Origin of the sequence: uncultured Candidatus Kuenenia sp. (assembly GCF_900696675.1) — a bacterium.
Classification (GTDB): Bacteria; Planctomycetota; Brocadiia; order Brocadiales; family Brocadiaceae; genus Kuenenia; species Kuenenia stuttgartiensis_A.
This window is the reverse complement of the sequence record NZ_CAADGZ010000044.1, coordinates 1-25,247: the sequence shown is the minus strand read 5'-3', so window position 1 is coordinate 25,247 and position 25,247 is coordinate 1. Positions and strand designations below refer to the sequence as shown.

General features: G+C 41.1%; 25 protein-coding genes. 17 read left to right on the top strand and 8 right to left on the bottom strand.

Going from position 1 to position 25,247, the window contains the following annotated elements:
• Nucleotides 1–140: 140 nt before the first annotated feature.
• From rd to QZT26_RS08485, 13 genes are all read left to right on the top strand, one after another.
• Nucleotides 141–302 carry a rubredoxin gene (rd, locus tag QZT26_RS08545; protein WP_099325985.1) on the top strand — a complete coding sequence of 54 codons (162 nt, stop codon included), beginning with the start codon at nt 141–143 and terminating at the stop codon, nt 300–302.
• Between the two features lie 187 nt (nt 303–489).
• Nucleotides 490–927: a hypothetical protein gene (locus QZT26_RS08540; RefSeq protein ID WP_157820631.1), complete on the top strand. Its 438-nt coding sequence runs from the start codon at nt 490–492 to the stop codon at nt 925–927.
• Complete coding sequence (gene trxB, locus QZT26_RS08535) at nt 924–1,868, top strand: thioredoxin-disulfide reductase (RefSeq protein ID WP_099325987.1); 945 nt, start codon at nt 924–926, stop codon at nt 1,866–1,868. Before QZT26_RS08540 ends, trxB begins: the two co-directional genes overlap by 4 nt.
• Nucleotides 1,869–1,930: 62 nt before the next feature.
• Nucleotides 1,931–2,374 carry a ferritin family protein gene (locus QZT26_RS08530; protein WP_099325988.1) on the top strand — a complete coding sequence of 148 codons (444 nt, stop codon included), beginning with the start codon at nt 1,931–1,933 and terminating at the stop codon, nt 2,372–2,374.
• 990 nt (nt 2,375–3,364) lie between these two features.
• On the top strand, nt 3,365–4,810 hold the full coding sequence (locus QZT26_RS08525) for an adenylate/guanylate cyclase domain-containing protein (protein WP_099325989.1): 1,446 nt from the start codon (nt 3,365–3,367) through the stop codon (nt 4,808–4,810).
• 23 nt (nt 4,811–4,833) lie between these two features.
• Nucleotides 4,834–5,214 (top strand): response regulator, encoded by a 381-nt coding sequence (locus tag QZT26_RS08520; protein WP_099325990.1) that lies wholly within the window; start codon nt 4,834–4,836, stop codon nt 5,212–5,214.
• Nucleotides 5,215–5,358: 144 nt separating this feature from the next.
• Entirely contained in the window at nt 5,359–6,144 is a 786-nt protein-coding gene (locus QZT26_RS08515; protein ID WP_295101631.1) for a DUF4912 domain-containing protein, read from the top strand.
• Nucleotides 6,145–6,169: 25 nt separating this feature from the next.
• Entirely contained in the window at nt 6,170–7,756 is a 1,587-nt protein-coding gene (locus QZT26_RS08510) for a 1,4-alpha-glucan branching protein domain-containing protein (RefSeq protein ID WP_295101629.1), read from the top strand.
• 53 nt (nt 7,757–7,809) lie between these two features.
• Entirely contained in the window at nt 7,810–8,250 is a 441-nt protein-coding gene (locus tag QZT26_RS08505; protein ID WP_099325993.1) for an Hsp20/alpha crystallin family protein, read from the top strand.
• A gap of 169 nt (nt 8,251–8,419) precedes the next feature.
• Nucleotides 8,420–8,926 (top strand): BCAM0308 family protein, encoded by a 507-nt coding sequence (locus QZT26_RS08500; RefSeq protein ID WP_099325994.1) that lies wholly within the window; start codon nt 8,420–8,422, stop codon nt 8,924–8,926.
• A gap of 61 nt (nt 8,927–8,987) precedes the next feature.
• Nucleotides 8,988–9,455: a universal stress protein gene (locus tag QZT26_RS08495; protein ID WP_164995424.1), complete on the top strand. Its 468-nt coding sequence runs from the start codon at nt 8,988–8,990 to the stop codon at nt 9,453–9,455.
• Nucleotides 9,456–9,606: 151 nt separating this feature from the next.
• On the top strand, nt 9,607–10,788 hold the full coding sequence (locus QZT26_RS08490) for a methionine adenosyltransferase (protein ID WP_295101626.1): 1,182 nt from the start codon (nt 9,607–9,609) through the stop codon (nt 10,786–10,788).
• 173 nt (nt 10,789–10,961) lie between these two features.
• Entirely contained in the window at nt 10,962–11,621 is a 660-nt protein-coding gene (locus QZT26_RS08485; RefSeq protein WP_099325996.1) for a plastocyanin/azurin family copper-binding protein, read from the top strand.
• 112 nt (nt 11,622–11,733) lie between these two features.
• On the opposite strand, the gene QZT26_RS08480 is transcribed toward QZT26_RS08485, so the two are convergent.
• A complete protein-coding gene (locus tag QZT26_RS08480; RefSeq protein ID WP_099325997.1) occupies nt 11,734–14,352 on the bottom strand; it encodes a bacteriohemerythrin in 2,619 nt (872 codons plus the stop codon).
• Nucleotides 14,353–14,794: 442 nt separating this feature from the next.
• Here QZT26_RS08480 and priA point away from each other — a divergent pair, with 442 nt between their 5' ends.
• Nucleotides 14,795–17,083: a primosomal protein N' gene (gene priA, locus QZT26_RS08475; RefSeq protein ID WP_295101623.1), complete on the top strand. Its 2,289-nt coding sequence runs from the start codon at nt 14,795–14,797 to the stop codon at nt 17,081–17,083.
• An 89-nt stretch (nt 17,084–17,172) separates the two neighbouring features.
• Here priA and QZT26_RS08470 read toward each other — a convergent pair whose 3' ends face one another.
• The 4 genes from QZT26_RS08470 to QZT26_RS08455 form a co-directional block, all read right to left on the bottom strand.
• Complete coding sequence (locus QZT26_RS08470; protein ID WP_099325999.1) at nt 17,173–17,736, bottom strand: LemA family protein; 564 nt, start codon at nt 17,734–17,736, stop codon at nt 17,173–17,175.
• Between the two features lie 214 nt (nt 17,737–17,950).
• Nucleotides 17,951–18,721 carry a TPM domain-containing protein gene (locus QZT26_RS08465; protein WP_295101620.1) on the bottom strand — a complete coding sequence of 257 codons (771 nt, stop codon included), beginning with the start codon at nt 18,719–18,721 and terminating at the stop codon, nt 17,951–17,953.
• The gene (locus tag QZT26_RS08460; protein WP_295101618.1) at nt 18,714–19,469 is read right to left on the bottom strand and encodes a hypothetical protein; all 756 of its coding nucleotides are present in this window, start codon (nt 19,467–19,469) and stop codon (nt 18,714–18,716) included. Before QZT26_RS08460 ends, QZT26_RS08465 begins: the two co-directional genes overlap by 8 nt.
• Nucleotides 19,470–19,512: 43 nt before the next feature.
• A complete protein-coding gene (locus tag QZT26_RS08455; RefSeq protein WP_295101616.1) occupies nt 19,513–19,764 on the bottom strand; it encodes a hypothetical protein in 252 nt (83 codons plus the stop codon).
• Nucleotides 19,765–20,196: 432 nt separating this feature from the next.
• Here QZT26_RS08455 and QZT26_RS08450 point away from each other — a divergent pair, with 432 nt between their 5' ends.
• Genes QZT26_RS08450 through ahbB form a run of 3 tightly spaced genes read left to right on the top strand, consistent with a single transcriptional unit; the run spans nt 20,197 to nt 22,012 of the window.
• Nucleotides 20,197–21,072, top strand: coding sequence for a 4Fe-4S binding protein (locus tag QZT26_RS08450; RefSeq protein ID WP_157820635.1), 876 nt, complete (start codon nt 20,197–20,199; stop codon nt 21,070–21,072).
• Entirely contained in the window at nt 21,069–21,536 is a 468-nt protein-coding gene (locus QZT26_RS08445; protein ID WP_295101614.1) for an AsnC family transcriptional regulator, read from the top strand. Before QZT26_RS08450 ends, QZT26_RS08445 begins: the two co-directional genes overlap by 4 nt.
• Before the next feature lie 5 nt (nt 21,537–21,541).
• Nucleotides 21,542–22,012 (top strand): siroheme decarboxylase subunit beta, encoded by a 471-nt coding sequence (gene ahbB, locus QZT26_RS08440; protein ID WP_099326005.1) that lies wholly within the window; start codon nt 21,542–21,544, stop codon nt 22,010–22,012.
• Nucleotides 22,013–22,334: 322 nt separating this feature from the next.
• Here the strand turns inward: ahbB and QZT26_RS08435 are convergent, their stop codons facing one another.
• From QZT26_RS08435 to larB, 3 genes are all read right to left on the bottom strand, one after another.
• On the bottom strand, nt 22,335–23,324 hold the full coding sequence (locus QZT26_RS08435; RefSeq protein ID WP_295101612.1) for a phospholipase D-like domain-containing protein: 990 nt from the start codon (nt 23,322–23,324) through the stop codon (nt 22,335–22,337).
• 44 nt (nt 23,325–23,368) lie between these two features.
• Complete coding sequence (locus QZT26_RS08430) at nt 23,369–24,244, bottom strand: NAD(P)H-hydrate dehydratase (RefSeq protein WP_099326007.1); 876 nt, start codon at nt 24,242–24,244, stop codon at nt 23,369–23,371.
• Nucleotides 24,245–24,320: 76 nt separating this feature from the next.
• A complete protein-coding gene (larB, locus tag QZT26_RS08425) occupies nt 24,321–25,076 on the bottom strand; it encodes a nickel pincer cofactor biosynthesis protein LarB (protein WP_099326008.1) in 756 nt (251 codons plus the stop codon).
• Between the last annotated feature and the right edge of the window lie 171 nt (nt 25,077–25,247).

Below are 25,247 nucleotides of genomic sequence, written 5' to 3'. Positions count from 1 at the left end.
TTCGTCAAGTCTGACACGCACTGGAAACAAAGTTTCCAGTGCAATTGTGTTCCCAAACTGTGGTTTGGTAACGAGTTGCGCTCTGATCTCCGGTAGTTTAATAAATTACGCTGAATAGTTACAAAAAAGGAGGATTTATAATGGAAAAATGGGAATGTAGTGTTTGCGGCTACGTATATGATCCGGAAAAAGGTGACCCGGATAACGGGGTTGCACCTGGGACTTCTTTTGAATCGATACAAGATGATTGGGTCTGCCCTTCATGTGGTGCGAACAAGGATTTATTTGACAAACTCGACTAATGGTAATTTTTTTCATCTTATTCTTATGCTAAAATTTCTTCTCAAAAAAAACATTCGGGTTTACGCTGCTGTTATTAGTATGCTGATGACACTTTCGTTCTGTAAATACGCTGCAACTGGTACAGAAAAGAGAGATGAAACAAGCCGACCCTCTGTAACATATTCAAACCCCTATTTTAAAGGAACCATGGAAGAGAGGTTTTCTCAAGTGGAAAAGATATCCAAACTTTTTGGAGTAGAATGCGATCATTGTCATAATGAAGAGTTAACTGTTTTTACGGAAAATGGTGAAATTTCAAAAAAAATGATGGCTGCCTCTGTTGCCCTTGGAGTAGATTGCGATTATTGTCATATAGACGGTAAGCGCTATACCGAAAAAGAAAACCAGGCAAGGAATATGTTTGAGCTTTCCGAAACGATGGCGGTTGAATGCAATTTTTGTCATATGGGGAAAGAGAAACTGACGTCACGAGGGTTGCAGGCAAAAACTGCTTTTCTAACACGTGATTGGGCGACAAAAGGTTCAAAGCAATGCCTGGAATGTCATATTGAGAAAAAACAATTTGCGCTGAATTTTTATGGCTGGCAGGTTTTAAATGCCATGAAAGGATTAAAGGGGATGTGAACAGGGATTACGATGTAATAATAGTGGGTGGCGGGCCTGCAGCACTTGCAGCGGCGGTTTACACTTGCCGGGCATTATTAAAGACGGTGGTTTTTGAAAGAAAAATTACCGGCGGTCAGTTAGCCGGCACAGATATGATAGAGAATTATCCTGGGTTCCCAGACGTAATCAGCGGCGTAGACTTAACACAGCGGATGGAAGAACAGGCGAAGCGCTTTGGATTGATTGTCCGCTATGAAGAGGTTCTGAAACTAACAGTAGAAGATGGACTGAAGGTAGTAACCACAGATACTGGTGTGTATGCAAGTTATGCGGTTATTCTTGCCTGCGGAGCCGATCCAAGAAAATTAGATATACCGGGTGAAAATGAGTTTTACGGAAGAGGTGTCAGTTATTGCGCTACTTGTGACGGGGCATTTTTCCGAGACAAAGATGTAGTTGTCGTTGGTGGCGGTGATTCCGCTTTGACGGAAGGTATTTTCCTGACAAAATATGTTAAAACAGTTCAAATAATTCACCGGGGGGAAGCATTCAAAGCCGCAAAGATTTATCAGGAAGATGCTTTCGCCAATCCGAAGATACACGTCAGTTTTAATACCACCGTAGAAGAAATTCATGGCAAAGAAAGTGTAGAAGGCATTATTACAAGAAATGTGGTTACAGGGGAGAAAAATAGTTTGCCCTGTCAGGGTATTTTCATTTTTATTGGAAGTGTGCCGAATACCTCATTTTTGGGAAATTTGTTGTGCGTTGATACGGGTTGCCACATTGAAACAAACATGCACATGGAAACGGAAATAGAGGGTGTCTATGCTGTCGGCGATGTGAGAAAATGGTCATACCGGCAAATTGCAACTTCGGTGGGTGACGGCGTTACAGCGGCTATTGCTGCCGAACATAAACTTGCCGAATTGAAGGCGTTAGGCAAAATAAAAAACTAACTTGATACGTTTAAATAAAAAATCCATGTTATAACTTTTAACGGTAGGGAGGGATTGCAATAATGAATGTAAAAGAACTCATTGAAAAAGCTGTAATGCATGAAGACAAATCGCAGAAGTTTTATTTGGATGCCTTAAAGCATGTTACAGACCCAGCAGCGAAGGTCTGGTTAAAAGAACTTGCGGCAGAAGAGGTAAAGCACAAGGAGATGTTGCTAAATTTTGATACGTCCAAAGTGATGAGTTTCAAACCTGGCGAAACACAGGATTTGCATATCTCAGAATTCCTGGTAGACAAGGACGTCTCTGAAATCAAAGATTTTCAGGATGTATTGATTATTGCCATGAAGAAGGAACAAAAGTCATATAATTTTTATGTTAGTATGTCTCAATCAACCGATAGCATGGAGATGAAAAAAATGTGCAGAATTCTGGCACAGGAAGAACTAAAGCATAAACATAAATTAGAAGTAGCCTATGATGATATGGTGTTTTCAGAAAATTAAATGTAGCCTGCTAAGTTCCATGCGACACCTAAAGTAGATGGATTTATCGAGGCCATTTATTCTTAATATTTAGATGCATTAATCCATCGATAACAGTATGCAGAAGGGTAACTAAGGGATGCCGTAGGGCGAAGACTGGTGTTACCCTTCTGCGCTCTCCGCAATTTTTCTTCTCACGTAGCCCCCTAGTTTATTCTTTCTCATAATAAACTACAAAATGAACTTCATAGGGTGTTTTATAGCCAAACAAATATGATTTTAGAAAGTTTGGCAACAAAATGGCTTTCTGAAAAATAGATTTATTGTATTAGTTTAGTTTTTTGAAAAAGATATTCACGTGTGCCTTTTATGTGATTGGGACTTCCGCCATGTTTTAAGGAAACGTTACAGTAGTGTTAACCCTGTCAGGGTTGTTTCGTCCTGACCCCTTGAACGATTACAAAAAATTGGGAATAATCCCTGGCGCTTTTCTTCAGTAACTACAAACTCAACATCGGTTTCGAAACCGATGTTGAGTTCCTCGAAATGGGTTCATGATTCGTTTCCAGTCACCGCAATCTTCTCCTTGACTTGGCTCAAAATTGCCGTTTTGCATATGTTCCACGCCTTGTTGTGCAAACAGGTGGCTACACTGGCGGGTTTTCGCCATCTCAGGTGCGGGGAACTGTCAAATTGCTTATTGACAAAATCTTGTTTCCTGTTATAAGAATGGCACGTCTGCGGAAAAATTATAGACTAACGAGCCGTGTTTATTTACGCGTAAAGATTGTAAAAAGGCAACATTTCAGTTTTTTGAAAAAACTCAATAAAACTAAGAATTCCGTATTGGTTTAGTTTTTTGTAAGTTTTTATTCGTGTTTCTCCATTACCCTGTTAATACTCTATGCGTTTTGTGTTTAAAATCTTTTTGGTTGAGGTTTTGCTTCGCCGCATATATGTTTTTTATAAATAACTACAGGTAAAATACCCCCCCTTTTATTAACAGTAACAATGTCCCAAATCAATCTTGAAAAACTGGTTTCCAAAAAAGATTTGTTCAGTCTTTTGAAAGACTTAATAAACGTATTGGGAAACCCAATAGAAATTCAAGGCAAAGAAGGGAAAACCATTGCCTCCTTTTGTGATCAACCAGACGTAAACGTACAAACCCATAATGACGTCATAAGTACAAACAACACCTATCCTATAAAGCTCAACGACATTGCCATAGGCTGGGTAAAAGGGGACCAACCGGCTCACGTATTTTCAGAACTGCTTTCATATCTGGCAAATAAAGAGTTTGAAAAAAAATCCCTTGCCAGCGATATGCTTGACAAATACAGGGAAATAAACCTCCTTTACGACATCGCAGATAAAATAGCCGCATGCACTGAAGTTAAGGACGTTGCGCAGTTGATTATTGACGAGGCAAGGCAGTTAATAAACGCAACAAACGCTTCCCTGATGCTGTTGAACGACAATAATACACTTGAAATACTGTCGGCGTATGGAGAGGAATATATCCCAAAGACCATATTGCAATCAGGCGAAGGCATTGCCGGGAATGTGGCCGTTACCGGCGTCGCAGAGATAGTGAATGACGTTGCTTCTGACCCGAGATTTGTGAATGGACACAATGCTGTTTCTTCCTTACTATGCGCCCCGCTCAGGCTTAAGGACAGGATTTTAGGCGTAATGAACCTCAGCAGCCGCTCCCCTTACCCTTATAGCGCCAGAGACCTGAAGCTGCTCAGTATTTTTGCGTCCCAGGCGGCGTCTTCCATTGAGAATGCCATTTTATATGAAAACAGAATGAAGACGGAAAATATTAAGGCGCATTTACAACGTTATGTTTCGCCCCAGATTGTAAGCTCCATCCTGGAAGATTCCGGGGGAAATTCACTAAACCCATCAAAAAAGAAAATATCCATTCTGTTTTCCGACATTAGAAATTTTTCCACTGTATGCGAGAAGCTTGCACCTGAAAAAATTGTAACATATCTCAATGAGTATTTTTCACATATGGTGGAAATAATATTTGAACATCAGGGCACAGTAAACAAATTTGTAGGCGACATGATTGTTGCCTTCTTCGGCGCTCCTTTTCATTGCGATAATAATGAAACGCAGGCAATTAAATCTGCTATTAAAATGCAGCAATGCATTAAAAAAACGGGCAGTAGTTGGATACGGGATAATTTTACTACCGGCATCGGCATAACTGCCGGAGAAGTGGTGGTTGGCAATATAGGCTCTCCCCGGCATATGGACTATACAGCAATAGGTGATGAAGTAAATATCGCAGACAGGCTGCAATCCCTTGCAAAAGGCGGACAAATATTGGTGGAGCATAATGTATATCATGCAACCAAAAACATATTTGAATTTGAAAAATTTGGCAAAATCACCGTAAAAGGCAAAGAAAAACCAATAGATATCTTTAACGTAATTTATTAGATAACAAAGGGGGGGGGAGTAGTATGCCAAAGGTATTAATTGTAGATGATGAGCCACATATAAGACTGTTGCTGGAACAAACGCTTGAAGAATTTGAAGAGAAAGGAGTGGAAATTATCACTGCCGGAAATGGCAAACAAGCGTTGGAATTAATAAAAAAAGAGACGCCCGATATTGTCTATCTTGACGTAATGATGCCGGAAATGAATGGCTATGATGTATGCAATGCGGTAAAAAACAACTCTGCACTGAAGGGCGTCTATATCATTCTGCTTACTGCAAAAGGGCAGGAATATGACAAAAAAAGGGGTGACGATTCAGGCGCAGATATTTATATGACAAAACCCTTTAATCCCGATGTGATCATTGCAAAGACAGCAAGCATTTTGAATATAACATTATAACTGCGTTAATGAATTTCATTGACTATTCCTTGTTGTTTACAGTATAATCAATTTCAATATGTGACTGTAAAATACTATTATACAACTACTTATGAATATGCTTGCCTGTGGATGCATTTTCAGAATTTATGATTTTTTGAAACTATGGACAAAGACGTTATGAAAGAAATCTTCCTCTTAATCCTGGAGATTTTTAAAGCGCTGACAGAGATCTTGTGGGAAAAAATAAAATACGTTTTAAAAATACTTTGGATTCGGTTTTTTGGTTATGAAGAAATACCTCAAGAGAAAAAAGAAGCGGTAGTGGAATGGGGGGTTACAGGGGAAGATGAATGGCCTGGCATAACTGAAACAGAGACGAAAGAGCCTCCGGTAAAAGAAATGGTGGTCTCTCCCCCATCCGCAATTCCCGATCTTCCGGATAGCTACGGGGAAAATCGAATCGTAATCATGCAGAGAGACCCATTATGCCTTTTCTGCTATTGGGAACTACAGCAGGCCAAAATAGACAACTTCCTGAAAAACCTTTCTACGTTGGCGTATGACGCAAGCCTCGTCCTGAGAGTGTATGATGTGACAAACATTCTTTTTGACGGCAATAATGCCAATAAGTATTTTGATAGTGTCTTAGTGCAGGGAGCCAAAGACTGGTATATTCATTTAGAGGAACCAAACAGGTCATTCTGTGCAGACATAGGCTTTTTAACCTCAGACGGAACCTTCCATATGCTGACAAGGTCAAATACCATAACAACACCAGGTATGTGCCCTTCTGATATAACAGAAGATCAGCGGGTTGAAATTGAAGCGCCTTATGAAAAGGTGTATGCTTCTATGGGCATTGATGCAGCTTCACATGTCCCTGAAAGCGCCTCTGCGAAGTGGCAAAGATTCTTTTCACACATTTTATCATCCAGTGAAACTTGCTGATTAGTTCTCATTCTGAAAAAGATATATGAAAAAAGGCTATCTATCCTTAATATTGCATGCCCATTTGCCCTATGTCCGCCATCCGGAATTTGATGCATACCTTGAAGAAGATTGGCTCTTTGAGGCAGTGGCCGAAACATATATCCCGCTGATTAATGTGTTTGATAACCTGATAAATGAACACATTGATTTTCGTATTACAATGACTCTGACTCCTCCACTTATTTCAATGCTTACCGATGAACTTCTGCAGCAGCGTTGCCTCCGGTACATAGAAAAACGACTCGAACTTGCGGAAAAAGAGATTAAACGGACAAATAATCAATCCGAATTTAATCAAATTGCAAGGATGTACTATAATCATTTCCACGATGCAAGATATGTGTTTGCGGAAAAATACCAGAGAAACATTATTACTGCGTTTAAAAAATTCCAGGATGCCGGAAAAATGGAAATTATTACCTCCTGTGCTACGCATAGCTTCCTTCCTCTTATGAATAATAATGTAAATGCGATGCGGGCGCAGATACACGTTGCCATGAATCATTATGAAAAACATTTTGGCAGAAAACCGCGTGGAATATGGCTTCCCGAATGTGCTTACGAACCCGGCATTGACCAGCTTCTTAAAGAAGAAGGTATCAGGTTTTTCATAGCCGAGGCACACGGACTCCTCTTTGCCTCGCCACGGCCAAAATACGGTATCTATGCCCCCATAGTATGCCCGTCAGGAGTTGCTGTTTTAGGGAGAGACATAGAATCTTCCAAGCAGGTTTGGAGTTCCAAAGAAGGATATCCAGGCGACTTTTATTATCGAGAATTTTACAGGGATATCGGCTTTGACCTTGATTATGACTATGTAAAGCCGTATCTCCATGGCGATGGAAAACGTTCGAATGTTGGGATAAAATATTACCGCATTACCGGAAAAACAAATCACAAAGAGCCTTATTCAATAGAAATGGCGCGGAACAAGGCTGCGGAACACGCCGGGAATTTTATGTTTAACCGGGAAAAACAAGCAGAATATCTGGATTCCCTGATGGATAGAACACCGATTATCATTGCCCCGTACGACGCTGAACTCTTTGGTCACTGGTGGTTTGAAGGCCCGCTCTGGATTGATTTTCTTTTCAGAAAGATTGCGTTTGACCAGCAGACGATTTCGCTGATTACCCCTTTGGAATATCTTGACAGATATCCTGAAAACCAATGCGCCGTCCCTTCCGCCTCCAGTTGGGGATATAAAGGTTACAGCGAATACTGGCTGAATGATAAAAATGACTGGATTTACCGCCATCTTCACATAGCGGCAGATCGTATGGTTGCGCTGGCAAGAACATACCCCCGCACCGATAAATATTCCATACAACAGCGGGCCTTGAACCAGGCCGCACGGGAACTTTTATTGGCACAAAGCAGTGACTGGGCGTTTATCATGAAAGCCGGAACCATGGTAGAATACGCCGTAAAACGAACAAAAGAACACCTCTTTCAATTCAATAAACTTTATAATGATATCCGGGCAAATGCTATTGATGAAAAATGGCTTTGTGAAATAGAACATAAAAATAATATATTCCCCGATATAAACTATTGCATTTACCAGTAATAGCAGCAATTATTTTTATTATCCCATACATTTTTAGAGAAGGAGACACGAACATGTCCTCTGAAATGATGAAGTGGCCTTATCTGCCAATGATGGACACATTCAAAAAAGAAATGAATAAACTTTTCGATACCTTTGGAGGTATCGGCGAAAATGTTTTCCGGGAATGGATGCCCCCTCTTGACATATCCGAGACAGGAGAAACCGTTGTTGTTAAGGCCGAAATACCCGGTGTTGACCCAAAGGAGATCCACATATCCGTTAAAAACGATGCGCTTACCATAAGAGGCGAAAAGAAAGGAGAGAAGGAAGAAAAGGGGAAAAACTATCATTTTATCGAAAGGAGATACGGAAGTTTTGTGAGAACTGTTTTACTACCTACCGCCGTTAAATATGAGCAGGCAAAGGCGGAATACAGAAATGGCATTCTGGAAATAACGTTGCCAAAGCAGGAAAAAGAAGAATCGAAAAAGATTCCGATAAAAGTGAATTAAATGCTGGACCACGGTTATTGCATAACTATCCCGGCTTTCAATAACTCTTTGGCATGATAAACCATGACAGGAGTATACGCTCAAACAAGACCCTTGTTTTTTTGCGCTTTCTGACAAAAGGAAATCTGTACGACGTTTTTTCAGATGCGCGAAAGGAGGAATGCCTAGTATGAAAATACCAAAAGATGTAGGCAAATTTGCCCGTGACAAAATACATGCAGAAAACGACCCGTATTTGCCCAAAAAAGGGTTCATTGATTACTCTATATGTAAAGATTGCAATGCGATTTATCACAATAAAAAATGGTTTCTGGACGCCAATCTTTATGAACAAAAAAAATCCCTGAAGGATATTAACTGGGTAGAATGCCCTGCATGTAAAAAAACAAAGGAAAACGTGCCCAGCGGTATTGTTACTTTGAAGGGAGAATTTTTGCAACAACACAAACAGGAAATTCTGAACCTCATTAAAAACGAGGATGACCGGTCGAAGAAGTTTAATCCGCTAAAAAGAATCATGAAGATTGATGAAAAAGGCGGGGAAATTGAAATCTTTACTACCTCAGCAAAACTTGCACAACGTATCGGCTCGATTCTGCACAAGGCTTACAATGGAGAAGTAGATTATAAAAAACATGAAAATGCAAAATTCATGCGTGTTGCATGGACGCGTTGATTGCATGGCAAGCGCTTTGTAATAATCCGGTAAAATAACTTTATACTGAGGGGCCGATAGCATGATTATTGTCAAAAATATTCTCTTCCCAACCGATTTTTCTCCATGCGCTAAACACGCTTTACAATATGCCTTATCCCTTGCCACGCTCTTTAAGGCAAAACTGCATATCCTCTATGTTGTTCCAAGAATGAATGTCTCCATTAGCGCAGGCGGGGTAATGTATCCCATTTTAAAGGTATATGAAGATATGGAAGGAAAAGCAAAAAAGAAGATGCATCACTTAATCCCAAAAAGGTTTCTGGAACAAATAGAGGTAAATAATATCATTGTTCGTGGCACGCCATATGTGGAAATTATAAAAGTTGCCAAAAAACAGAACATCGATCTTATCACCATTGCAACACACGGGCGTACAGGGATTTCCCATGCCCTTATGGGCAGCACGGCTGAAAGAGTGGTGAGGAAGGCGCCATGTCCCGTTTTAACAATCAAGCACCCGGAACATGAATTTGTAATCCCCGCATAATGTATTTCAATTTCTTATTCTTTAAGTACCGCCGTTGCCTGAATCAGAGTGAGAGGTAAACAACCCCTCTTGCCCCCCTTTATTAATGGGGAATAAGGCACAATCGGCAGTCGGCAAATTGCAGATTGCAGACTGTAGACCGAGGCTTTTTATGGAAATAATAATAGAACAAACACGGGAAACGCCCGTCGGCAAATCTTCGGTAGAGATTGTGGAACGTAAGGGCATAGGACATCCTGACACACTTTGCGACGGCGCAGCAGAAGAGTTAAGCAAGGCCTTTTCAAAATACTATTTGGAGCATTTTGGAAGAATCCTGCACCATAATGTCGATAAATGTCTTCTGGTGGGCGGATGCGCTGAAGTCTCTTTCGGAGGCGGCAGGGTAACCGTTCCTATGAAATTAATTATGGCAGGCCGCGCCACTGAATATGCCGGAAATAGCAAAATACCACTGGAAGAAATTGCAAAAGAAACCATTTATGCGTGGCTAAGGAATCGCATGCGATTCCTGGAACCGGAGAAGAATGTTGTCATTGATATGCAGACAAGAACAGGAAGCGCAGATTTACGGGCAACCTATGATAGTACGCAGCTTTCGGCAAACGATACTTCGGTTGGCGTAGGGTTTTCACCAATGACGGAACTGGAATCCATTGTGTATTCCACCGAACAATTTCTCAATTCTGCAGAAACAAAACGCAATTACCCCATGGTCGGCGAAGATATTAAAATTATGGGGATCAGATTAAACGATCAAATAAATCTTACTATTGCCATTGCCTTTGTAGCCCGATTCATTTCATCAAAAGAAGAATACCTCAAAATCAAACGTCTTCTCGCAGAATACATCGATGCATTTATTAAAAAACATACCTCAAAAAGAATCACCAGTGTCATCAACGCCGCAGATGATGCAGAGAGGAATATTTACTACCTGACCGTTACAGGTACAAGCGCGGAGTGCGGAGACGACGGACAGGTAGGAAGGGGAAACAGGGTAAACGGCCTTATTACCCCCTATCGTCCTATGACGATGGAAGCGACTGCGGGGAAAAACCCTGTTACCCATACAGGAAAATTATACAATATAGCCGCGCATGAAATATCCAGGGAACTTACCCAGAATGCGGATATTCACAATGCAGAATGCTATCTGGTGAGCCAGATAGGAAAACCTATTACCGAACCGCAAATTGTGCACATAAAAATACATTCCTCCATTACCAGAGAGTCCCAGGAAGACATATGCACAAATATTGCAAAGAAACATCTCCACCTGATACCGCAATTGTGGGAGAGTATTTTAGAACAACGTTTTACCCTCTTTTAAATCAGGCTGCCTTTGGCAGCGACTTTATTATGTTGTTAATGTTAATGTAGAGACGCATTGCATGCGTCTTTCTGTTGTGTCGGTAAGTTCTTTTGTGTCGACATTATTATCAATCATTTAAAACAACACATATTTTCATGGCAATTCTATTTAGCAAGGAGAAATTTACTTAAATGGCTATAAAAATAAGCTTCAATTCCGGCAGGATAAAATTCCTCATACACCTTTCGGTTTTTATCAGTGCGTTATGTTTTGTAATGAATACAGACGCTGGAGAAAAAAAGACGGGAGAGATACATGGCACCGTAGTAGCAAAAAAGGCAAAATATAGAAAACATGCTATTGCTTATATAGAAAAGACATCTGAAACGTACGACACTCCCGTTGAACATGCCGTTATGGACCAAAAAAATATCACATTTATCCCCCATGTCCTTCCTTTATTAAAAGGTACAACGGTAGATTTCCTGAACAGCGACGATGTACGGCACAATATCTATTCTTCTGATGATGTTGCAGATAATATGAATCTTGGCTCATGGTTTAAGGGGGAAACACGATCTTTTACTTTTAACAAAACAGGAGTGGCAACAATGCGATGTAACGTGCATAGTGATATGTTGGCTTATATTGTAGTATTGCAGAATCCGTATTTTTCCAGGGTAGACGATGAAGGCTTTTTTACAATAAACAATGTGCCGGAAGGTAAATATACTTTAAAACTTTGGACGGCGCCAAAAAGAGTCTTGTGGGGAAAATATCCTGAAGCAAAAGATATATCAATTGAAGTAACTGCGGGGGGGATTACGAAGGTTGCCTTTACAATCGAATAACCGCACAATGAAATATACACCGATAATCTTTTAGGGAGCATTTCCGAATAATCCTCTGATTTTGTGAGCCAGTGGGGTGGGGTACGGGCAATTCCACCTCCTCTGGTTTTCCTTAAAAGACACCCTTTGCATTCAAATAGGGGCCATACTTTCTGTCTTCAGTAAGGATATGGTCAATAATCCAATCTTTAAACAAATCCAGCGCCTCCATATTCATCTCCATGTCTTCATTACTGATTTGCTTTTTTATTTTCATTATATCTTCTATCAGCCTCTGATGTTTCATTCGATGGGATTCATAATCATTATAGTAGTGTTCTCTTAATAAGTTTTCTTCCTCGGCAAAATGATATAAAACGAAATCAATTAAAAAACTTATTGATGCGTCTAAAATGGGAGTTTCTTTTTTTGAATCGATTGCTTCGCAAAGTTTATTTGCCTTTGCCAGCAGCTGTTTGTGGTGGTAATCGATTTTTTGTATATTGATGCAATACTCATTTCTCCAGTAGAAAATAGGTAGGCTGTTGAGGGTTGGGTCTAACAGATGTTTTCTTCTTTTTTTAAATGTTTCGAAAAGTTTCCATCGTATTACCGGGATATCCCTGAGTTCGTTGCCTGATATTTTACAAATCTCAACCGGTTCCGTTGCGCGAATCTTAAACAGGCTGGGCATACCGAAAAGCATGCCTTCTTCACCGAAGAAATCGCCTTCTTCCAGGGTTTCCAATACGTCCTTTCCGATATAGATTTGCAACTTTCCCATCTTAACAACATAAAGATCGGAGCAGTTTTTATCCAAAAAGATTTCTCCTTCGGGATAGTGGTGGAAACTCATTGCGCGCGTAAGCATAACCTGCCTTAGATATGATATGGAATAACCAAGAAGCCATGTCTTTTGCAGGAATTTTCTTTTTTCCTGTATTTTCTCAATCCTGCCATACAGTTCATTCTTCTTTACAAACCCGATATACAATGAGTGGGGCAGTCTTAATGCCTGCACAAAACTTGCCGCACGATACGTATCTGCCGAAGGGGCATTGTTCAGAGCTGACATTTCACCAATCAAAGCGCCCGCAGACAATATGCCCTGTCTTCCCGTGCCGGCTTGTATGTGTTCTACGTTTCCGGTTAAAATTAAAAAAATATCATCCGGGATGGTTCCTCCCTTTAGCATGATCGTTTCCGGATTAAACGAAATTACCGGGTTGTTTAACAGGATTCTTACCTGATAAAGAGGCACGGAGGGGAAGTACGATTTCAGATGTTGAAAGGCATATTGGCGGGCATACTCCTGATGGGTGGGAATTAATACGTCAACCATTCCAAAAGGGGCGCCTGAGCCGATTTCTTTCTGCTGACTGGTCAATTCCGAAGAGGTATGCGATAATATAATCTTTTCCGATGTATCCTCCCGGAAATCTTCTGCTTTCCCATGAATCAATCCGCCCCCGATATCAATTTTTTTTAAGGTGACTTCTTGTAAATATTCTTTTTCTACCCGGTCATAAAACTTTTTGGAAATCCCGGAGCCTGCGTTGTCCTCTGAAATCATGCCGTTTAACGCATCAAGATCTACGGTATCAGCATAGTGTGCATAGGTTTTATAGCCATCTTCACATAAAGCGCGAAAAATGAATATGTTGTTTTCCACGGGGTGGGGGGAAATCATAGGGTATACCTCTAAGCCGTCAATATTATTCCAGACGTTAAACTCAAGATCGTTGACTTCAAAGTAATCGGAAAAATTTTTCTCTTCAATGGAAACCAACGCGGAGAGTTTTTTCGCGACAGAGACACGCACCAATGGAGTAGCAAAATACTTGACACGGTGATCCGCCCGCATTAATGTAGTAAGTCCGGCAAAATGGTCATCGTGGGCGTGGGTATGGAAGATGCCTTCAATCTCGTTAACATTAATTCCTAATGCTATAAGACTATTGGCAATATTCGGTTCTGCGTCAATCAGATATACTTTCCCCTGAAACATTATAATGCTTGACATAGCAGGGCGTTTGATATCCCATCCATCGCCCTGCCCGGAGTGAATTATCGCAAAATACTCCCTCTTTATGTTGTGAAACCCAAGTGAATAGGGGGCGCTGTAGTTTTCGTGGCGGGCAAGATTCAGGTCAACCGTAATAAACTCGCCTTGGTACTGCAATTCAAAGACATTCAGGCGTAAATGTCTGATAAACACGCCATTTCGAATTTCCGTAGGCTCGTTTTTCACTATTACGGCGTCGAGAAGATCTTTAGTTTTATGGATTTTTCCATAGGCAAATTTTAACTTTACATTCATTAATTCCTTTGCCTCGTCAGGAGACATACCTGCGTTTATTAATTCTTCTTCAGATACCAAACCGTAATTGCCTCTATATATATATTGCATTTGAGCCTCTACTTGGTCCTCTGACCCAATAAGCATTGGTTTGGCATTTGTATTATTGGGGTGATTGGGCAACATCATTCCCTGGCGGTAGAGCATCTGCATTACGGGAAATTCTGCAAGATTTGCAAATCTTCCATTTTGTACTAACAAGTCTGACAATAAAATAGCATTAGGCCCCGATTCATACTTATCTTCCCCTACTATTCTGTTTTGGATAAACCCCTGTTTTTTTAAATGTTTTACGGCATCCGCCGGGCAACCACACAAGATATAAACACCGGCTTCGGGTATTTCTACCCAAAAGACTCCATTCGTAATCTTGCATTTTCTTAATTTGGACATTTATAAAAACCTTCCTGCAAATACTAAAAATAGAACGTAAACTATTATAGCCAAACAAATACTGTTGCCGAAAGATGAGCAATAAAATTCACTGTAAGGGGTGACACGGACAAACTTGTTTGTCCGTGTCACCCCTTACAGTGAATGATAGAAGCACCATTTTGCGTGACTTTTCATAAACGCTAAAACTATACCATTGTACCCATGGCAAGTAAATTAATTTTAAATAATTCATAACAATTTAGTACCTTATCGGTAATTTCTTTGTATTTCTTGGCAAAATATTTAATTGTGAAATCCGAAATGCTCAATATACTAGAGAGGTTCACAATTTGTGATGTATCAACTTGATACAAGGCAATTATTCCATAAGGGGCGGCACTGACAAGCCTTGCTTGTCAGTGATATAATTAGTTAACAATAAAACTCTCTTTCATCAGCGATGAGCATTGCAGATAAATCATCAAAACTTCAAGATACGCCAACCGGCCAGACGCTACAGCAATTATTTGCGGAAGTGGTTTTCAATATTCCGTTAAACAAGCTGTTTCACTACAGCGTGCCTCCGGATTTAAGGGAACTCCTCACGCCTGGTATGCGTGTAAAAGCGCCTTTTGGCAATAAGGTAATTACAGGTTTTTGCGTAGGCCTTACCACCATACCTTCCGTATATAAGACCAAAGATCTCATGGGGATACTGGATGCGTTTCCTCTGGCGGACGAGACTATGCTCAGGATTACAAAATGGCTTTCTTCCTACTATTGCTGCGGATGGGGAGAGGCGATACATGCGGTGATACCGCCGGTCGTCAGGCGCGGCGCTAAGGAAAAGATTGACATTTTTGTTACCTGTGGCAAACCCCTTACCGCTTTTGAAAAAGAAACGATTTTGCAATCAAAAAAACGCGCGATAAAACAGGCGAGGGTGCTGGAATTCCTTTTTAACCAGGCGCAAAATACAGAAATACGCGCAAAAGACCTGATGAAGGCTACCGGCGGCAATATGTCAATGCTCAGGCAGTTGGAGCGGGAAAACCTCCTGCGATTGGAAGAACGGCAGGCAGACGCCGTAAATGCCTTGAAGGGCGGCGGGGCATCCAGGGAACATTTAGCGCTTTCCGAAGAACAGCAGGCCGCCTTTACCTTAATCAAAGAGAAACTGTCGGAACCGTCTCAGGGAATCATCCTGCTTCATGGCATAACCGGCAGCGGGAAAACGGAGCTGTATCTTCAGACAATAGCCAAACTATTGGAACAGGGGAAAAAAGCCCTGTTTCTTGTCCCGGAGATATCGCTTACCTCTCAAAGTATTCAGAGGATAAAGGAAAGATTCAATAACGTGGCGGTATTGCACAGTCATTTACAAGGCGCCTTTCACCACGCACAGTGGAAAGATATAAAGGAGGGCAGGGTGGACGTTGTTGTCGGCGCCAGGTCATCTATTTTTGCTCCGCTGAAGGACGTGGGGTTGATCATTCTTGATGAAGAACACGAGAATACGTATAAACAGGAAAACAGCCCCAGGTATAATGCGCGTGATATAGCCATTCTCAGGGCAACCTACGAAAATGCAATGGTTATATTGGGCACCGCTACTCCGTCGCTGGAAAGCTATTATGAGGCGGAAAAGGGGAATTATACAAAGATAGTCCTTTCCAAAAGGATCGGAACCCTTCAACTTCCGCAGGTTGAAATCGTGGATATGCTTGAAGAAGTACGTAAGAAAAGGGGATACCATGTTGTATCACAACGGCTTGAATATTATATGAAACAGGCATTGTCCCGGAGGGAGCAGGTAATTTTATTTTTAAACCGCAGGGGTTTTACCCCTTACATTCATTGTAAGAGGTGCGGATTTGTATTAAAATGCCACCGGTGTGATATCCCCCTTACCTTTCACAAAAAGTTAAACATCGTACTGTGCCATTACTGTCATGCGGAGGCAATCCCCCCGGAATCATGTCCGGATTGTATGGCAAATTATATTAATTACCGTGGTTTTGGCACTGAAAAAATAGAAGAGGTGATTGCTAAAAAATTTCCCGGATATAACATTCTCCGGATGGACAGCGATTCCATGCGATCACACGGCTCCCATGAAAAGGCATTAAAGGCATTCGGAGAAGGAGAATTCCAGATATTACTCGGCACACAAATGATTGCAAAGGGTCTGGACTTCCCCAATGTTACCCTGGTTGGCGTAATTTCTGCGGATACCATGCTGAATCTTCCGGATTTTCGTGCAGGCGAAAGGACCTTCCAGTTAATATCTCAGGTTGCGGGACGTACGGGAAGAGGGCAAAAGGGGGGACGCGTGATAGTGCAGTCCTTTAATCCAAGACATTACAGCATTACCTACGCAGCAGCCCATGACTATGAAGGTTTTGCAAAAAAGGAATTGGAATATAGAAGGCCATTGAACTATCCCCCGTTTGGCAGGATGGCAAGGATTATCTTTCGGGGCGCATCGGAAAAAAACACAGAGGAAAAGGCATCGGTGATTGCCGGTAAACTGAAAGAAATCGCAAAAGAAAGCAATAATCAACTGCAAATACTGGGGCCGTCGCCCGCCCCGGTAATGAAAATTAATAATCTGTTCCGATGGCATCTTCTGCTAAAAGCAAAAGACCACCAGCGCATCCATGATGCATTGCTATGCGTTGCCGATACGTTGAAACCAACAAAAGGCGTCCAGTCGCTCGTTGATGTCGACCCCTATATGATGTTATAGCACCGGCATTTTTATTTTTTTGCATGCTTGTATGTCTGGCTTCTCAATGAACATTTAATCCGATATTCCTGACGATATGGTTGTTTTCCCTAAAATTTTACTTTAGGCACTTCCTTCTCTGCCTCTGATACTTCAAAATAACTTGCCTCTGTTACACCAACACGTGCGGCAAAGAATCTGCCAAAAAAACTTTTTATATAGGTGTTAAGTTCTTTTACTGAATCGTTATAGCGTTTACGCTCTACGGAAATCCGGTTTTCAGAACCTTCCAATGTATCCTGTAGCTTAAGAAATGATTCATTTGCCTTGAGATCCGGGTATGCTTCTCTGAATGCAAGCAGGCGGGAAAGAAAACCTTCGATCTGTGTTGCAGCCTTTGCCTTATCCGCAATTGTTCCTGCGCTAAAATATCCCCTGCGGGCCTCCGCAAGTTTTTCAAAAACTTCTCTTTCGTGCGATGCATAACCTTTTACGGTTTCTACCAGATTAGGAATGAGGTCATACCTTCGCTTAAGCTGTGTATCCACTTGTGACCATGAGTTCTTGACGTTTTCATTCAGTTTTACCACCTTATTGTATCCTTTGACATACCAGGAAACAGCAATGATTCCTACAAAAACCAAAACAGCAATGACAGGTAATATCTTTCTCATAACCGCCTTCGAATAATATATTGTAAAGTTAATTTAGTACTGTTTTAGGGACATAGAAGAATTTAATATGCCAGTAATTATCATTACTTTGCTCAGTTCTCAGTTCTCAGTCCTCAGTCCTCAATCCTCAGTCCTCAATCTGCAATTTGCCGACTGCCTACAATCGGACTGCCGATTGCCGAGCACTACGGTATAATAGAAAAATCCAGGTCCCTTACCACCTGCCGGAGGCGCCGCCCCCGCCAAACGAACCGCCCATCCCGCCGCCAAAGCCTCCGAAACCACCGGAACCCCCCGATCCAAAACCCCTTGAACCGCCGGAACCGCCCCAATAATACGGTGAGAACATCATCCTCCGCCGAAGTATACCGCCGCCAAACAAGAAGGGTAATATGAAAAATATTAATAACAACGACGACAGTGGGCTCCTGCGCCTTTCTGCTGCCCTGCGTATTTTTGTCATGTCAGGCATGCCAGTTATTTTGACGCCTTTTTCTTCGGCAATTTTATCCACCATTACCAATGTGGCCAGAAAAATGCCTTCGCCAAACAGCTCCTTTTTAAAATTAGGAACAAAAAATGTCCTCCCGAGAGTACCACAAAAGCTGTCAGGCAATATACCCTCAAGACCGTATCCTATTTCAAATCTGTATGCCCGGTCATTTTTTGCCACGACGATAAGCGCCCCGTTATCTTTCCCTTCCTGTCCCAATTTCCACTTAGTAGCAAGGTTGATAGTATACATCTCAATAGGTATATTGTCGGTGGTATCCACCGTAAGAACCACCATTTGCGCACCCGTTTTTTGTTCCAGTTCCTGCAAATATCCGTTCAGCTTGTTTTCTATCCGGGCTTCGATGATATTTGCCTTGTCTTCCACATATCGTTTGGGCACGGGTAAATCTTGTCCGTACGAAACAGCGGAAAAGAAAAAAATAAGCAGAAAAAAACAGATATGTGTAGAGAGAGAATGTTTTTTATACATTTTCCACCTTAAATTCATCAATTTTCCCGGCAAGGGCATCAATTTCACAGTACAATTCTTCAAAAATTTCTTTCAGTTCCTCAGCGGAAGGATTCAAGTCCTTCGCCTTTATCGCAAGCAATTTGGTAAATGGGTCAATTTTGATATTACAGCAATCCCTTATTGCAGAGAGAATCGCATTCTTTTCTTTAGGGATTTTTTGACCGTACAAAAAGAGGATGCCGCAAAAAATAGGAAAGTAGCCGGAAATGGCGCCTTTGAACAAATCCCTTAGCACCGTCTTATTACCCATAGCCCTTATAAATCCCTGACAAATTTGCTGAAGTCTGCTTTTCAACTCGCGCTCGCATTGAAGCCTGATATCTTTTTTCTCAATCGTTATATTTTTCAGGATATCTTCTCCGTAAGCAAGCTGATTGTTGTTCTTCATATCTAAAAACTCTAATGGAAATTCGGCTAAAGACCTTTCGATATAATTTTTTGTCATTACAAGAGGCGCATGTAGCTTTTTTTTGCCATATTGCTTCCCCAAAGAAGCAATAAAGTCGAAAAAGGTGACCTTGATCTCCTTAACGACAATTAATGTGTTGATATCGGAATGTTTTACATCAAAATCTTTTGTTATGGCGCTGCCGGTGAGGTATATAGAAACGATATTTTCTTTGTGATGCGATAGAATATCGAGAAAGAACGATTCTACATTTTTTTTAATTTCAGCAGATAAATAGGAAAGATTAAGATTTTCCATTGACTCGTTCCTCCAAATATATGCACCATACGTTTTAAATTAACTAACTTTCCCGCTCTTCCAGTTTTTTCCGTAATGCGATATTTTCCTTTTTCGTAGTTTCCAGGTCAAATTGCAGATATTTTATGTTTAATCGCAATGTGTCAAGGGTTTCCTGTAACATCTTAAATGATTTCAGGAGATCTTCACATTTTTCTCCCATTTCACTATACATGGTTAACCCTTTTAATTCGGTCAGTTGTTTAATTTCTTCCAATAGTTTTAACAACCTGTTCTGAAAAACCTGATCATCCATGAAGTATGCCTCCGTCAGTAATTTTTTTGTATTTTTTGGCAAAATATTTAATGGTAAAATCCGAAAACAACTTCTAATGACAAAATGCTTTGAAATTCTAAACAAATGCCTCTTTCTTATTTCGTGTTTCATATTTTGTTGTATGTTTTGGATTTGTTTTGAATTTTATGCTTTGTTATTCAAATTTGTTTCGTATTTCGTGCTTCGTGCTTGTCTGGTTTAACTTGCATGATAAGTCACAGGGTGTTCAATGTCAAGCCATAAGATGGTTAAGGGTAGAGAATGCTGTATTGACAATAAAATTTAAATTTGACAATGCCGTTTTTTGCCCATATACTTTTAAGCATTAATGTAAGGAAAAGGGTTTTTCGCTATTAAATTCTGAAATTTGACTCAATTTTGTTGTGGCAATTTTCTTTTAAGGAGTTATCGTTGGAGTGGGATGAATCAGCAACGCTGTTACTGGAGAAAGTGCCTCCATTTGTACATAAAAAAGTGCGTGACAGGGTGGAGTCGCTCGCCCGTGAACAGGGAAAAAACCTGATTACCTCAGTTGAAGTTATTGCGGCCAGAGAAGCTTTTGCCTTCAACCAAAATCTCCCCCCTCAAACAGTAAACAAAGAAACCGAAACCGGCAAACTCTCCGTACTCAGGAAATATCAAAAATACTTTGACGCACAGGGCAACCCTGTCTTATATCAGGCAAAAGCCTGCAGAGGAGCGGAGGTTAACTGTCCATTTCTTATTAAAGATTCCGAAATTTTAGCGGATAAACTCCGCGAGAAGTTAAAGGAATTGCATTTCACTGACAGATTAATAGAAAAAATTGAGGGCAGAATATTGCCTCACCACACCATGAAACTTGCGGTAGCCGGCTGTCCCAACAGTTGCTCTATGCCGCAAATTAAAGATTTTGGAGTTCATGCGGTTGAACCAGTTTTTGTTGACGCCGAATGCGAATGCATTGAATGCATGAAATGCGTGGAAGCATGCCGCGAAGATGCCATAACGGTGAAGGATGCACAGGTAACCATTGATAAGGAAAAATGTGTAGAATGCGGTATTTGCGCAAAGGTGTGTCCTGTTGGCACGATAAAGGCATCGGAAGTCAAATTCCGTGTAATGATTGGCGGAAAACTCGGTCGCCACCCCAGGTTTGCCCTGGAGCTGTTCCCGAATACAGATGAATCTACGGTGCTAAAGGCATTGGAAGTGTGTGCAGAAATGATTATTTCAAATAAGGAAGAACACCGGTTTAGAGTACTGGTGGAACAAAAGGGAATAGAGGAGATAAAAAACAAGATATGATATTGTGCGATACCGACAGAAAGATTCTTCATCGATTGCAGTCAAATTTGCCGCTGGTATCAAGGCCCTTTGAGGCATTGAGCAAAGAGCTGGGCATTGATGAAGACACGATTATTGAACGAATTAAATACATGATTGACAATAAATTTGTCAGACGCCTCGCCCCAATAATAAACACCCAGGCAATGGGAAGGGAAGCAACGCTAGCGGCAATAAAGGTTCCTGAGGAACGGATTGAAGAAGTAAGTGAAATTATCAATGGATATACCGGCGTATCTCATAATTATCTCCGCAACGGAAAAAACAAAGATATACCATACAATATGTGGTTTACCATGTCCGCCAAAGATGACGAAGAATTGCGCAGCAATCTAAAGGAAATAGAGTATCGTACAGGGCTGGTTGTAAGAAGTCTGCCTACAACAAAGAAATTCAAGATAGGGGTTAAATTTAAAATTTATTAATAATTATGGAAGATAAAAAAGAAGATATAGACCTTAAACTCATAAAATATACCCAGGAAGGCCTGCCGGTTACGAAGACGCCATATAAGGATATTGGCATTGCCATAGGGATATCAGAAGAAGAGGTAATCCAACGGCTGAAAAATCTTTTGGAAACTGGAAAGATCCGAAGGCTTGCGGCGTCAATTGCCCATCGCAAGATAGGCATCAATGCAAATGCCATGTGCGTGTGGAAGGTTTCTGACGAACGGGTGGATGAGGTAGGTAAGATTATGGCAAAATTCGAAGAGGTAACCCACTGTTATGAACGCCCTACGTATTCAGATTGGGAATATAATGTTTTCACTATGATACATGGGTATACCGATGAAGAATGTGAAGCCGTAATCGCGGCGATAAAGAAACAGACAGGGTTAAACGATTGTGTTATTTTGTATAGCGAGAAAGAGTTTAAAAAAGTAGGGGTGCGGATATAGCAAATTCCAGCTAAGCTGGCATAGCCAGAACCAAACAATTGCGAGATAAAAAATCCGAAATCCGAAACAAATTCGAATCACAAAGCATAAAATTCAAAACAAATACAAAACATCCCCGTCTGCATGCGATCACTCACTCACTCACTCACTCACTCACTCACTCACATGCAGGCAACAACATGAAACGCGTTTAGAATTTTAAATCATTTTGTAATTAGCATTTGTTTCGGATTTCGCCATTAAATATTTTGACGAAAAATGCAAATAAATTACTGCTAATATGCTAAATACCCGCCGTGTGCTGTTGTTCCTCGCCCTTTATTTATTCTATTATCCCGTCCTGTATGCGGAACTGAGAATTAAGGCGCGGACGGGAAATGAGTTTTCCCGTGTAGGTAATGGTATCTCCCTGTGAAATATTCATAACTTTCTGATACATCTTCCAATGAAAAACTACAACAACATCTGCCTTTTCTTCGTCACCTTGATGGCTGATTCCAACACGGTTCCAATCTACACGCCCTGCTCCTTTATGCACAACCGTGCCATTCCATCGAATGTACCTGCCATTGTATTCTTTCCATTGCGCCTTTTTTTCAGCACCTGAGAGGGCGCTTTCTTTACCAAATAATTTGTTTAATTCCCCGAAGGAGACATCTATATATTTTTTTTGAGTCAGGCCGTTCTCCATTTCAGTTGGTGGTGTAACGGAGATTTTTGTTTTTCCATCATGGCCGGAATTTTTTTGGGTGAGACTTTCGCCATCTTTTGTTAATGAAGAGGGGAGGGAAATGGGAAGGATGTTTGCTTCCTCCTGTTCTTTCCGGACAATGAAATTTGCCGCATTATCTCCTTCCGTAAATAATGTGTAAAACGTGTTTTTATAGCTAAGTGCTTTCTCTTTATTGTAGTGGAAGGAAACATAATCGTGAATGTTTCTGTTCCGGTATGCCATCCAATTGTAAACGCCTGTAATCAATATCCTGTCGTCAAGTATAACAAAATCCTGGTGTATGCTGTTGCCGTGGTTTTTGTTTGGCGATTTTATCACGCGAACATCAAATCCCTTTTGTATTAATGCCGTTGGCAACAGGCCTTTTGAGATGTCCTTCCCGTGCATGATGACAGCGACTCTTATACGAACACCCCTTGTTTTTGCGTTTACTAAAGATTCTTCAATGTCCAATGAGGCAAAATCATAGATACATATATCCACGCTGTGTTGTGTATAGTGCAGCGCATCTTTTACCCTGTCTCTGATGGTGTTACCTGTAATTTGAGTTGAATGTTCGGCATAGATAAATCCGGGCACACACCATTGTACAAAGATTGATATTATGAATAACCGTAGTGCGTTCATTTGTTTTGTATGTGATTTAAAAATGCTTTTGGCAAATTATCCAGAATATCCGTAGCGGTCATAGATATTTCACCCACTGCCTGTTTTGCATAATCTCCAGCAGTACCGTGTAAATACACTCCCAGTTGCGCCGCTTCAAAAGGCGGAAAGTTTTGTCCGAGCAACGCGGCTATCATGCCGGTTAATATATCTCCAGAACCGGCGGTAGCCATTCCCGGATTACCGGTGGTATTGACATAATATTTTTCGTTATTCATAACAATAGTGTTGTTGCCTTTTAAAACCAGCGTCACCTTGTCTCTTGAGTTTATGAATTTTTCGGCAATTTCTTTGCGTTTTGATTGTATTTCTTTGGTGGTATATACCTTTAAAAGGCGTGCCATCTCTTGGGGATGCGGGGTAAGTATAACGTGCTGTTTTATTTTATCCAGGGTTGCCGTATCTTCGGCAAGGGCATTAATACCGTCAGCGTCCAGTACGATAGGTCGTTCAATATTTTGCAGCAGCCACAGCACGAGCCTTTTTGTTTCCACACACTGCGATAACCCTGGTCCAATGGCAACTACATCAAAACGTTGTGAAAAGTCAAGGATATCCTGCCTTCCCATATCTGAAAGGGTTTTCAAATGGGTTTCAGGCAGCGGATGAGTCATAACGCAGGTTAACTTCGTCGCGACAATTCCATGCAGGCTTTCAGGTATCCCCAGAGTTACAAGACCTGCGCCGGAGCGTAATGCCGCTTCGCTGCACAGGCATGCCGCCCCCGTCATACCATAAGAACCGGCAATGACTAGCACCCGGCCAAAGTCCCCTTTGTGACTGTCAGGTTTTCTGGGAGGTATTTTTAGTATACTGTTAATCTGTTGCATCATATATTTCTGCAGTCATCAATCTGCAATCTGCCGACTGCTACGCGGTATAATAGAAAATTCCAAGTCCTTAATATCATTACTCTTTCCTTTTGCTGTTAATCAGCGAGGCGACACATGCAGCGCCAAAACCATTATCAATATTTACCACTGCAACACCGGAGGCACAACTGTTCAACATTGATAAAAGAGGGGCGATGCCATTGAAACTTGCTCCATAGCCAATACTTGTGGGAACACCAATGACAGGGCAATCTACAAGCCCTCCCACTACGCTTGCAAGGGCGCCTTCCATTCCTGCAACGACAATGATAACGTTGGCCTTTAGCAACTCTCCGTGGTTTTTCATTAGCCGGTGAATGCCCGCAACGCCGACGTCATATAACGTTTCCACTCTATTGCCCATAAATTCTGCAGTAATTCTTGCTTCTTCCGCCACCGGAATATCAGAGGTGCCGGCGGAAACGACCATGATGAGTCCTTCGTTTGTATTTTCATGCGTTTTGCGCAGGGTAATTGTCTTTGCCTGTTCATGGTACACAGCTTCAGGGAATTTTTCGGAGACAGCGTAATAAACCTCTGCACTTGCCCTCGTTGCCAGCATGTCTTGTCCGCTTTCGACAATATGCTCTACAATCTTTACCACCTGTTCAGGCGTTTTCCCCATGCAAAAGATTACTTCAGGATAACCACAACGAATTTTCCGGTGAATGTCTATCTTCGCAAAGCCAATGTCCTTGTAAGGAAGTTCTCTTATTTTATCAAGAACATCGTTTAAGGGTATTTTATCTTTTTTATAATTTTCCAGTAATTGCTGTATGTTGTCAATGTCCATATAAATATTCTCTTATCCCTTTGTTTAAGCTAGCCATTCCGGCATAAGTAGTGTCTGAACGAAAACTATCTTTTTTATGCAAGATTCTTTCTCTGAGCAAATTTAAATTTTTTTAAATTGCCCCTTTTTCAACTTTTTCTTCTACGCTTTAATCTATGATACGGTTGTTTT

Coding starts and splice junctions, on each gene's coding strand:
- ahbB (WP_099326005.1), top strand. CDS start 21,542: ATGGAAGATAAAAAAGAAGATATAGACCTTAAACTCATAAAATATACC.
- QZT26_RS08505 (WP_099325993.1), top strand. CDS start 7,810: ATGTCCTCTGAAATGATGAAGTGGCCTTATCTGCCAATGATGGACACA.
- QZT26_RS08520 (WP_099325990.1), top strand. CDS start 4,834: ATGCCAAAGGTATTAATTGTAGATGATGAGCCACATATAAGACTGTTG.
- larB (WP_099326008.1), bottom strand. CDS start 25,076: ATGGACATTGACAACATACAGCAATTACTGGAAAATTATAAAAAAGAT.
- QZT26_RS08430 (WP_099326007.1), bottom strand. CDS start 24,244: ATGATGCAACAGATTAACAGTATACTAAAAATACCTCCCAGAAAACCT.
- QZT26_RS08465 (WP_295101620.1), bottom strand. CDS start 18,721: ATGTATAAAAAACATTCTCTCTCTACACATATCTGTTTTTTTCTGCTT.
- QZT26_RS08460 (WP_295101618.1), bottom strand. CDS start 19,469: ATGGAAAATCTTAATCTTTCCTATTTATCTGCTGAAATTAAAAAAAAT.
- QZT26_RS08540 (WP_157820631.1), top strand. CDS start 490: ATGGAAGAGAGGTTTTCTCAAGTGGAAAAGATATCCAAACTTTTTGGA.
- QZT26_RS08500 (WP_099325994.1), top strand. CDS start 8,420: ATGAAAATACCAAAAGATGTAGGCAAATTTGCCCGTGACAAAATACAT.
- QZT26_RS08455 (WP_295101616.1), bottom strand. CDS start 19,764: ATGGATGATCAGGTTTTTCAGAACAGGTTGTTAAAACTATTGGAAGAA.
- QZT26_RS08445 (WP_295101614.1), top strand. CDS start 21,069: ATGATATTGTGCGATACCGACAGAAAGATTCTTCATCGATTGCAGTCA.
- QZT26_RS08530 (WP_099325988.1), top strand. CDS start 1,931: ATGAATGTAAAAGAACTCATTGAAAAAGCTGTAATGCATGAAGACAAA.
- QZT26_RS08510 (WP_295101629.1), top strand. CDS start 6,170: ATGAAAAAAGGCTATCTATCCTTAATATTGCATGCCCATTTGCCCTAT.
- QZT26_RS08480 (WP_099325997.1), bottom strand. CDS start 14,352: ATGTCCAAATTAAGAAAATGCAAGATTACGAATGGAGTCTTTTGGGTA.
- QZT26_RS08525 (WP_099325989.1), top strand. CDS start 3,365: ATGTCCCAAATCAATCTTGAAAAACTGGTTTCCAAAAAAGATTTGTTC.
- rd (WP_099325985.1), top strand. CDS start 141: ATGGAAAAATGGGAATGTAGTGTTTGCGGCTACGTATATGATCCGGAA.
- QZT26_RS08515 (WP_295101631.1), top strand. CDS start 5,359: ATGGACAAAGACGTTATGAAAGAAATCTTCCTCTTAATCCTGGAGATT.
- QZT26_RS08470 (WP_099325999.1), bottom strand. CDS start 17,736: ATGAGAAAGATATTACCTGTCATTGCTGTTTTGGTTTTTGTAGGAATC.
- QZT26_RS08490 (WP_295101626.1), top strand. CDS start 9,607: ATGGAAATAATAATAGAACAAACACGGGAAACGCCCGTCGGCAAATCT.
- QZT26_RS08495 (WP_164995424.1), top strand. CDS start 8,988: ATGATTATTGTCAAAAATATTCTCTTCCCAACCGATTTTTCTCCATGC.
- QZT26_RS08485 (WP_099325996.1), top strand. CDS start 10,962: ATGGCTATAAAAATAAGCTTCAATTCCGGCAGGATAAAATTCCTCATA.
- priA (WP_295101623.1), top strand. CDS start 14,795: ATGAGCATTGCAGATAAATCATCAAAACTTCAAGATACGCCAACCGGC.